General features: G+C 39.6%; 5 protein-coding genes. 2 read left to right on the forward strand and 3 right to left on the reverse strand.

What is annotated here, in order from left to right; translation table 11 throughout:
- Positions 1–374 precede the first annotated feature (374 nt).
- Positions 375–1,784 carry a type III PLP-dependent enzyme domain-containing protein gene (locus BUB08_RS08915; RefSeq protein WP_073000979.1) on the forward strand — a complete coding sequence of 470 codons (1,410 nt, stop codon included), beginning with the start codon at positions 375–377 and terminating at the stop codon, positions 1,782–1,784.
- Between the two features lie 39 nt (positions 1,785–1,823).
- Here BUB08_RS08915 and clpB read toward each other — a convergent pair whose 3' ends face one another.
- The 3 genes from clpB to BUB08_RS08930 form a co-directional block, all read right to left on the reverse strand.
- On the reverse strand, positions 1,824–4,412 hold the full coding sequence (gene clpB / locus BUB08_RS08920; protein ID WP_073000980.1) for an ATP-dependent chaperone ClpB: 2,589 nt from the start codon (positions 4,410–4,412) through the stop codon (positions 1,824–1,826).
- 203 nt (positions 4,413–4,615) lie between these two features.
- Positions 4,616–5,056 carry a carboxypeptidase-like regulatory domain-containing protein gene (locus tag BUB08_RS08925; protein WP_073000981.1) on the reverse strand — a complete coding sequence of 147 codons (441 nt, stop codon included), beginning with the start codon at positions 5,054–5,056 and terminating at the stop codon, positions 4,616–4,618.
- A gap of 53 nt (positions 5,057–5,109) precedes the next feature.
- Positions 5,110–7,548, reverse strand: coding sequence for a T9SS type A sorting domain-containing protein (locus tag BUB08_RS08930; protein WP_073000982.1), 2,439 nt, complete (start codon positions 7,546–7,548; stop codon positions 5,110–5,112).
- Between the two features lie 468 nt (positions 7,549–8,016).
- Here BUB08_RS08930 and BUB08_RS08935 point away from each other — a divergent pair, with 468 nt between their 5' ends.
- A complete protein-coding gene (locus tag BUB08_RS08935; protein ID WP_073000983.1) occupies positions 8,017–9,573 on the forward strand; it encodes a tetratricopeptide repeat protein in 1,557 nt (518 codons plus the stop codon).
- Positions 9,574–10,042 lie beyond the last annotated feature (469 nt).

Here is a 10,042-nt window from a genome sequence, read left to right on the forward strand (position 1 = left end):
TTAATCGTTGATGTAATTCAAAGATAAAATTTTTCTCAATTTCCGAAATATTTCAGAACGTTTTTTCGCATTCGGCTTCTCTCCTTTTCAAAATGATACTTTCGTTGAATTGTCTTGACTTTTTGTTAATATTGCTTAACCTTCAAACACGCTAAAAGCACTGGAAGAGTAAAGCATTTATTGCGTGTTATCTACATTCTTTCATGCATTAAATATGCCGTCCGAATCAGGCGTTTTTTGCAGACAAAATGAGGCAAAAAAAAATATTTCGATCGAATCGCCCACAAATAATTACCCAATGAGTTTTTTTTAGAAAAAAGGTATTTAATTTGCTTCGTTAAACAGAATGTCAATTTTTATGTTGGTTTTCGGAAATGAAGAATACATACCTTGATCTCATCGAGCAATCGTACTACTTTCCGCAGGAAGGATTTGACCTGCAGGATGGTAACCTCACTTTCTACGGCGTTTCGCTAAAGTATCTCATCAATAAATATGGCACCCCCTTCCGGCTGATGTACCTGCCACGAATCGGGGACCAGATAAAAAAGGCCCGGAACCTTTTCAGGAGGGCCATGAAAGCTACCAACTATCAGGGTGATTATAATTACTGCTATTGTACCAAATGCAGTCACTTTCACCACGTAGTTAGCAAAGCTCTTCAATACAACGTCAACCTGGAGACATCCTCGTCGTTTGATATTGATCTGATTTTAAACCTGTACAAGCAGGGAAAAGTCGAAAAGAAACTAAAAATTGTTCATAACGGATATAAGACAGAAGAATACATCCGGAAAATTATCGAGCTTACAGACCTTGGGTTCAAAAACTCAACTATTGTTCTCGACAATAAAAATGAACTTAAAAAGATAATGAACTATGCCAAGGGGAAAAAAGTACAAATTGGCATAAGAAAAGCCATTGACGAAGAACCCCAAAGCGCATACTATACCTCTCGTTTAGGAATCAGAGCGTCCGAAGTTCTCGATTTCTACAGAAACAATATTCAGGGCAAGGAGAACCTGGAACTTACAATGCTTCATTTCTTTGTTGACTCCGGAATTAAAGACACGTTGTACTACTGGGGTGAATTTCAAAAATCGGTTAAATTATACATTGAACTGAAAAAGGAATGCCCTACTCTGAGCGCCATAAATTTAGGAGGAGGTTTTCCAATCCGCAGTCATCTGGGATTTGAATACGATTACGAATATATGATTCGGGAAATTGTAAACAACATTAAAGATGCTTGCAATGCAGAAGGCATTGAAGAACCTGACATTTATACCGAATTTGGCAAATACACGGTTGGCGAAAGCGGAGCAACCATTTTCTCGGTTCTGGAACAAAAACAGCAAAACGATGCCGAATTGTGGTACATCATCGACAACAGTTTGATGAATACTATTCCGGACGCCTGGTCGATTTTTGAAAAATTTATTTTATTGCCCATCAACAAATGGAATAACGAATATACGCGGGTTAACATAGGGGGAATTAGTTGCGACCATTCGGACTATTACAATTCCGAAGATCTTAATCAACAAATTATGCTTCCACGTTATTCGTCGAGGGAAAAAGAGCCTCTTTACCTGGGCTTCTTTCATACCGGAGCATATCAGGATTCGATCAGCGGCTACGGCGGAATCAAGCACTGCCTCATTCCCGCACCGAAGCACGTAATTATAGACCGTGACGAAACCGGAAACTTTGTAGATTATGTTTACCGAACTGAACAGACCGTAGAAGACATGTTCAAAATACTCGGATACAATATCCAATAAAAATAGAAAAGGCTTCGCAAATTGCGAAGCCTTTTTTATTTAATTCCTGAAAATCAGTTCGTTGTCTTCAACGTCAATTGTTATCATCTTGTTTTTATCTACCTGCCCGGCAAGAATTTTCTTCGACAAATCGTTTAGGATAAATCTCTGCAAAACCCTTTTTACCGGACGAGCGCCAAAATTAGGATCGTAACTGGCAGCTGCCAACCAGTCGACACCTTTTTCGGTGAGGCTGATTTTTACGTCGGTGCCCGACAAACGTTTTACAACCTGGTCGAACTGTAATTTTACAACTTTCCTGATATCAGCCCGGGAAAGCGGCGTAAACACTATTGTCTCATCAATCCTGTTTAAAAATTCCGGACGAATGGTTTTTCGTAATAACTCCATCAGTTCCTTCTTTGTTTTTTCCAGCACTTCATCCTGATTTCCTCCGGTCAGATTTTCAAAGCCTTTCTGAATTAACTGCGAACCAAGGTTTGAAGTCATTATAATAATCGTGTTTTTGAAGTTAACCGTTCTCCCCTTGTTATCGGTTAACCTGCCATCGTCCAACACCTGCAGCAGTACGTTAAACACATCCGGGTGCGCTTTTTCAATTTCGTCGAACAGCACCACAGAATAAGGTTTGTGCCGCACTGCTTCGGTCAACTGGCCACCTTCGTCGTATCCTACATATCCCGGAGGGCTACCGATTAACCGGGTAACCGAGAACTTTTCCTGGTACTCAGACATGTCAATACGGGTCATCATATTTTCGTCGTTAAACAGGTACTCGGCCAAAGCTTTTGCCAATTCTGTTTTTCCCACACCGGTTGACCCCAGAAAAATGAATGAACCAATCGGTCGTTTTTCATCCTGCAACCCGGCACGGCTGCGTCGAACGGCATCAGAAACAGCAGTTATTGCTTCATCCTGCCCTACCACGCGTTTGTGCAGTTCTTCTTCCATATGAAGCAGTTTTTCGCGTTCGCTTTGCAGCATTTTCGAAACCGGAATGCCGGTCCACCTTGCCACAACTTCAGCAATATCTTCAGAATCGACTTCTTCTTTGATCAGGTTTTCACCTCCTTTTGTTTTATGAAGCTCCTGTTTCAGCTTTTCAATTTCGGTTTCGGCTTCCTTTATTTTTCCATAACGAAGTTCGGCAACCCGATCGTATCTTCCCTGTCGTTCAGCCTCTTCAGCTTCATGCCGGTAATCTTCAATTTCTGCTTTCTTCTTCTGAATGGAATCAATAACAGATTTTTCGCTCTGCCATTTGGCTCGAAGGTGAGACTGTTCTTCTTTCAGATTGGAAATTTCTTTATTCAGAGATGCCATTTTTTTGTCATCTTTTTCTCGTTTTATGGCTTCCCGCTCAATCTCCAACTGTTTAATACGACGTTCAATTTCATCCAGCTCTTCAGGCACTGAGTCCATTTCCAAACGTAACTTGGCTGCGGCTTCATCCATCAGGTCGATTGCTTTATCGGGCAAAAACCGGTCTGAAATATAACGCTGCGACAATTCTACTGCAGAAATAATGGCGTCGTCTTTTATCCGCACTTTATGGTGGCTTTCGTACCGTTCTTTAATACCTCTTAAAATAGAAATGGCACTTAAAGTATCCGGTTCATTCACATGTACCACCTGGAAACGCCTTTCGAGCGCTTTATCTTTTTCAAAATATTTCTGATATTCGCTAAAAGTAGTTGCACCAATGGCACGCAACTCACCACGGGCAAGTGCCGGTTTCAGGATATTGGCGGCATCCATTGCGCCTTCGCTTTTTCCTGCGCCTACCAAAGTATGAATTTCGTCGATAAACAGAATTACCTCCTCGTTGGAATGTACCACTTCATTTACAACAGCTTTTAGCCGTTCTTCAAACTCACCTTTGTATTTTGCTCCGGCGATTAAAGCTCCCATATCCAACGAAAACACCTGTTTTGTTTTCAGGTTTTCAGGAACGTCTCCCCGCACAATCCGCTGTGCAAGCCCTTCTGCAATAGCAGTTTTTCCGGTTCCGGGTTCGCCAATCAAAAGCGGGTTGTTTTTTGTTCGCCTGGACAAAATTTGCAGAATACGCCTTATCTCTTCGTCACGGCCAATAACCGGATCCAGTTTTCCGGAACGTGCCCGTTCATTCAGATTTACAGCAAACCTGTTTAACGAATTGAATCGGTCTTCGGCAGTCTGGCTGTCAACTTTTGAGCCTTTACGCAGTTCATCAATGGCTTTACGCAAGTCTTTTTTGGTAATCCCGTTATCTTTCATCAAACGGCTTGTTGAATCTCCTGCATCGAGCAATGCCAGCAAAACATGTTCTACAGAAACATACTGATCTCCCATTTCCTGAGCCTGTGCCAACGCTTTTTGCAACACACGGTTGGTGGTGGTTGAAATGTATGGTTCGCCTCCGGTAACACGCGGATACGATTCAATAATTTTATCTACAGCCTGCTGAAAAACGGAAGTATTAACTCCCAGTTTTTTCAGTAAAAAGTCGAGCACATTTTCGGCTGAATGGGTTAATCCCTTTAAAACATGTGCAGGCTCAATGCTTTGCTGGTTGTTCCCCTGAGCAACCTGAAAAGCATGTTGAATCGCCTCCTGGGCTTTTATGGTAAAATTGTTTAAATTCATTTTTCTTCTCCTTTAAAAACTCTGACAGGGCTAAGCAAACTACAATCCATAATCCACTCACAGCCAAAATGTCACAACCCACAAAAAAAAGGGTGAAATTTTTTCCACAAAAGGAACACGCCAATGAACTTCTGGCAGAAAACGAAAAAAAGGCCGGTTCCACTTGTTGAACCAGCCTCTCAAAAAAAGGAATGAATCTCGCCCTAATCTATGTTATGAACCAAAAAACCATTATAACTATCATCTTTCTTTTTTTTATTCTTTCGTGCCAACATGTGTTTAGCTTCCCGCCTGGCAACATTTGCCCGATGCTTGTTACCGGCAATTGTACTTCCTTCGGAAAAACTCCGGGGTTTTAAATTAACAGAAACGATGGTATCGGAAGCTGTCAAAAAAGTGGGAGCAGAATCCTCAAATCCGGCATTTGAGATTTTTAATTCCTGCTCCCCTTTTTTTAGCCAAAGCCTATAATACCCATCGCTGTTCGTTATTGTTCCTATTCCCGAATGAGCCTCGTAAACCGCTGCATTTTCAACAGGCTTGTCGGTAATGTAATTTTTCACATACCCGGAAACGGATACAAGCTGTGCTTTTATGGCTCGGGGAAATACAAAAAGAGTCCCCAAAAAAATCAAACTGAACATCGTTTTCATCGTTTCTGTAAATCGTTTTCAAGTTATTTTATACCTATTCATTTTTACATCTTCACTATTTTTTGAGCATGAAGAACCTTTCCGTTTTCTGCTACCATAACCAGATAAATCCCTTTATTGACAGATGACAACTTTACCGGCAATACTCCTTCCTGCGGGTCGACTCCTTCATCTCGATAAACTAACCTTCCAGTAATATCGGTGATCGAAATGTCGACCAAACCGCCGATTTCAGACGAAGAGAACTTCAAATAAAGCCGGCTGTCAAACGGATTAGGAAACACATCTATTAAGTTCTGAGTATTCAGATTATCATCTATAAAATTGGCCTGAATCTGAAGATTATCAATTGCCCATCCCCAGCCGTTCAATGAATTATCCGAAGCCAGCCGAAACCGGAAAAGCACGGTATCTCCGTCTGCAAAACCGGTATTTTCAGTAAGTCGGATTACACGTTTCAAAAACATACTCTGATTGCCACTGGCTTGTGATAAATTATTTACAGTAGAGTTTACAAAGGCGGTATCCCAATATTGGTAAAAACCTGAGTCGTAACCAGGAACAAAAGGAAGCCAGGACAAACCTTGGTCCCTGCTTCCTTCTACAATTACAAAATCCCAAAACAGTTCTTCAGAAAAAACTGTCCCTTTTTCTCCAGGTTCTACAAGTACTACCTCATCAAAACTCATTTCGCCACCATCTCGTAAAATAATTGGATGCTTTAACTCAGCAACAATATCGTATTTTTCATCTTTTAATGCCGACACCGGATAAGGGTTAGCCGTATGCAAAACATTGTCGGCAAACCCGGGCAGCGGAGAAACAGAAAAATCAGCACCTACAAAATCAGACATTCCCGACTCAAAATCATTTGAATACGCCACAACAGGTTTGGAAGGTTTAAAAACAGCCACCTGATAAAATCCTTCAGAAGGCAGATACTTTTTATTGCCGGCTGACGATTTATCTTCAGCCACAATTCGGTATTCCACTTTTCCGGCATGGTAATCACCCATGTTTAAAGAAACAGACCCCGAGTATTTTTCCAGGCCAGTCAAACCAAGTTCAATGGCTGGCTGATCCATTTCATTCAGTTTATATTCTACCGTTACCTTTTTCACACCCAGATTATCGGTTGCTGAAGCCTTTACTATTAAGCTTTCCTGATTTTCGGGCAAAATTTTCAGCGGATTATGAGCAACCACAGGCGGTGTAAAATCCGGGCCTATTTTTAATGAAAAGACTTTAACCGGTGCAAAAGCTGGAAACTTGTAACTTTTGCCGCTTTTTGTTTTTGCCTCGAAATAGTAATCTACTTTTCCCTCAAAAAAATTCAGAGGAATATTTCCCTTGAAAACATTTGAAGTTCCCTTTTGATCCAGTTCAGATTCAACGGTTGTCAGAAAATCATCAGTAGAAAAAACAACACTAACCGACAAATCTTTAACAACCTCATCAGAAACAACTTCAATTTCAACCGGCAATTCGCTGCAAGGCTCTTCAAAATCTTTAAAAAGAATAAAATTGAATGTTAACGCACTCCAGCCAATTTCCCCCAAAATTTCCTGCACCTGCTCGTCCAGGTAATGCACTGCCAATCCCTTCGCAACAACAGGCATCATCAATTCCACCTCACTATTTAACAAATGGTAAATACTTGTTCCGTCGTTCCACGACGATGGCGAATACACCTCCAAAAAACGAGCATTTTTCTCGTTTTCGTCAGACAACAAAAATCTGAGTTTTCCGGAAACAAGCTGACTGTGCAATTGAGAAGAAGGGCTTGGAAATAACTCAGAGTTTGCCAGTTGCTGTTTGTTATCATTAAAAATGTGCAAATCGTAAATACTGGGATAATGATATCCATTATTAAAAAAGCCCTCTGCTCCGTCGTCTTTAAAAAAACCGGAAAATCCCAGCCCGTGGGCTATTTCATGCAAAACTGCTGTAACAAAATCGTAGTGGGTTTCCGGGGTATTTCCATCTGTTCCAAAATACCACGGAAGGTTTTTATTAAAACGGCAGATAATATCAAAATCGCCCTGGTTAATTTCTTCCCCGGAAAGTTTCTCAGCCAACACAACCGGGTAGTACACATTTTCATGGAGCGCACCGTCAAAATTCATGTAAAAAGAGGCGGGCCGGCTTTTGCAAAGGATAGCGGAATCCAGCGATTCCATAGTCGCCTGAACATTTATAGGAACCGGACTTGAAATAAACCCTTCCCAGATAGATATGGCGTAATTTAAAGCACGCTCTGCTTCGGAAGTCAAATCAACGGGCGTTACTTTAAAAACAGTTTTTGAAATACTTTGAGATTTCAAGGTTGATTGAAATGAAGCAGGGACAAACGTTTTCACTTTTCTGTCGGAAGCAAAAGTAGTAAGTTCGGGTGCAGCGGTTTTCTGCACGGTTTCTGTTCCCCTGGAACTAACCAGAAGAACTGTTGAAACCAACCATAATATTACGAACAGACGCTTCATTTTATCAGACTTTGTAATTGTTCTAAAACCTCAACTAAATTACTTGATAATGAACAAAATACATGAATACCAAAAGATGATTACGGGGTTTAGAAAAAACGGAAAGCACACTTAAAAACAGTCGATTAGGGCAGATAAAAAAGATGATTCAGGAGGTAAAAAAAACTGATTTCAAAGGTACCAAAAACGCACTCAGGGGAAAACGTATATTCTAAATAACATAACTACAACAAGATACACCCCCAATAACAAGACAACTTTTATGAATTAACATAATTGAATTTAAAAAATCTAACTGAAACAAACAGCACATAGAAACTATTGAAATTGACCCATTTTCAAAGGCTTCGGCTTATTTTATCGTTATAAATACATGTCCTAAAACAGAAAGCATTTGCAACCATCCTTTTTGTGATACTTTTGTCGGAACAATGGGTAAAAACCAGTAACAACTAAATTTTTACACAAATGGATGGTATTCTTTTTTTGCTTCCTGAGAAATCGGGTAAGCAAAAATTTATATTGGCTGAAATGACGATAAAAACCATTTTTACATGCTTGGTACTATTTATGCCGATTTGTCTGAAAGCTACTGACGCGATTGAGCAGAAAATAGCAGAAGCAGACAGCTTGCTCCAAATATCGCTCGAAAAAACGCGGGAGGTTGATCCCGGCGGGAGCATTAAATATGCGTTAGAAGCACTTTCCGTAATTGAAAAAACCGGCTATTCAAAGGGGAAGGCAATTGCGTATTTCAGAATTGGTGACGCTCTATATAACCTTGGCAACTACAAAAAAGCACTCGAATATCTCACTCTGGCAGAAACTGAAAATTGTTCTGCAAAAGATCCGCTTGTTGATTCCGAAATATCCAGAGTACGAGGAAGAACTTATGGTGCAATGGGGTTATTTGATGCTTCGGTAAAAAAATTTAAAAAAGGGTTGAAGCAAATTGAAAAAATAAAAGAGCCCGAAAAAAAAGACTACCTCAAAACTCTGGCATACGAAAATTTGGCTCACATATACAAAGACATGGAAGTTCAGGATTCGGTATATGCATATTTAAAAAAAAGCAGCAAATTGCTTCAACGCATGGACGAACCTTTCGTTTTCACAAGCTGGATAAACCTTTACGGTAGCCTGGGAAAATATTACAGCGAAAAAAACAAGTACGACTCTGCCGTATATTTCTTTGATCAATCGCTGGCAATGGCCAAAAAGTATGAATTTCCATACACATCCAGAACTTACCAATTCAGAAGTGAACTGGAACTAAAAAAAGGCAATTTAGATTCTGCTTTATACTATTCTGCAAAGGCGCTAAACAATGTAAAAGACACTCACCTCGATGCAGAGCTTCCTTCAATTTACAGAAAGATGGAAAAGATTTATGAAAAAAAAGCAATTAATGATTCCGCCAAATTATACAGAGGAAAAGCACTGGTGGCAGAAAATGAATTGACAAAAGAACATATGGACGCATTAGATTATGCAGTAAATACCATAATAGAAAAAGAAACAAATGCCACAGTGGTAGAAGCAAAAAAAGCTATTGCATTTATATTTGGAGGTTTCTTCATACTTATATTGGCGGCAGTTGTGGTACTTTATACCAGAAAAAGAAAAAGCAAAAAAATTATTCGTGAAAAAGAAGCTGAAGCAAAAAAACTGAAACAAAAATTAAGCGGGTACAGCGACGAAGTTATACGGCTGGGAAAAGAAAACGATCCTACTTTTGTTACAAAATTTCAGGCTGTTTATCCAGTTTTTTTTCAAAGCCTCATATCAAAACACCCCAATCTTTCATCGTCAGACATTACTTTATGTGCCATGATATTTCTGAATTTTTCTTCTAAAGACATAGCACATTACACATACATCGAACATCGTTCGGTACAAACAAAAAAAAGCAGACTGCGAAAAAAACTTGGAATCGATGCTAAGGCAAACCTTTTCCTTTATTTAAATTCGATTGCCGAGCCCAACGATATGCAAATCAGCCCCCAAACTGCATCCAGTGCCTAACGCAAACCATAGCCTATAAAAACGAATGATAAAAAAAACATCATGCAACAATCAGATAACATTCAAAAAACAGACAAAACATAACATGCTAATAATAAAAGGAAAGCAACAACACCAAACAAATGTAGTAGATCTGTAGTACCTGCATAACGAGCAGTTCTGCACAAAAATCTGATTTTTATTAAAATAAAAATACAGAAAACAATTATCCTGTACGAATAGCTTCGTACATGCCTTTTGTAGCATTTAAACCTTACGCAAAATCATGAGAAATTTTTACTTTGCTTTTTCATTTTTCGAAATAAACACACAAAACAAAACCAACCATCTTTCCCGGTGCTTTTCGTCAAAAAAGAAAAGCAGTGTTAAAGCCGTTGAAACAGAATCCGGAATTTCAGAACAACTACGCAAAAATAAAATCTGCACAAACTACAGAGGCGGATAAAAAAATTTCTCTCCCCGAATAAAA

It is taken from the genome of Mariniphaga anaerophila (assembly GCF_900129025.1).
Lineage (GTDB): Bacteria > Bacteroidota > Bacteroidia > Bacteroidales > Prolixibacteraceae > Mariniphaga > Mariniphaga anaerophila.

Coding starts and splice junctions, on each gene's coding strand:
- clpB (WP_073000980.1), bottom strand. CDS start 4,412: ATGAATTTAAACAATTTTACCATAAAAGCCCAGGAGGCGATTCAACAT.
- BUB08_RS08930 (WP_073000982.1), bottom strand. CDS start 7,548: ATGAAGCGTCTGTTCGTAATATTATGGTTGGTTTCAACAGTTCTTCTG.
- BUB08_RS08915 (WP_073000979.1), top strand. CDS start 375: ATGAAGAATACATACCTTGATCTCATCGAGCAATCGTACTACTTTCCG.
- BUB08_RS08935 (WP_073000983.1), top strand. CDS start 8,017: ATGGATGGTATTCTTTTTTTGCTTCCTGAGAAATCGGGTAAGCAAAAA.
- BUB08_RS08925 (WP_073000981.1), bottom strand. CDS start 5,056: ATGTTCAGTTTGATTTTTTTGGGGACTCTTTTTGTATTTCCCCGAGCC.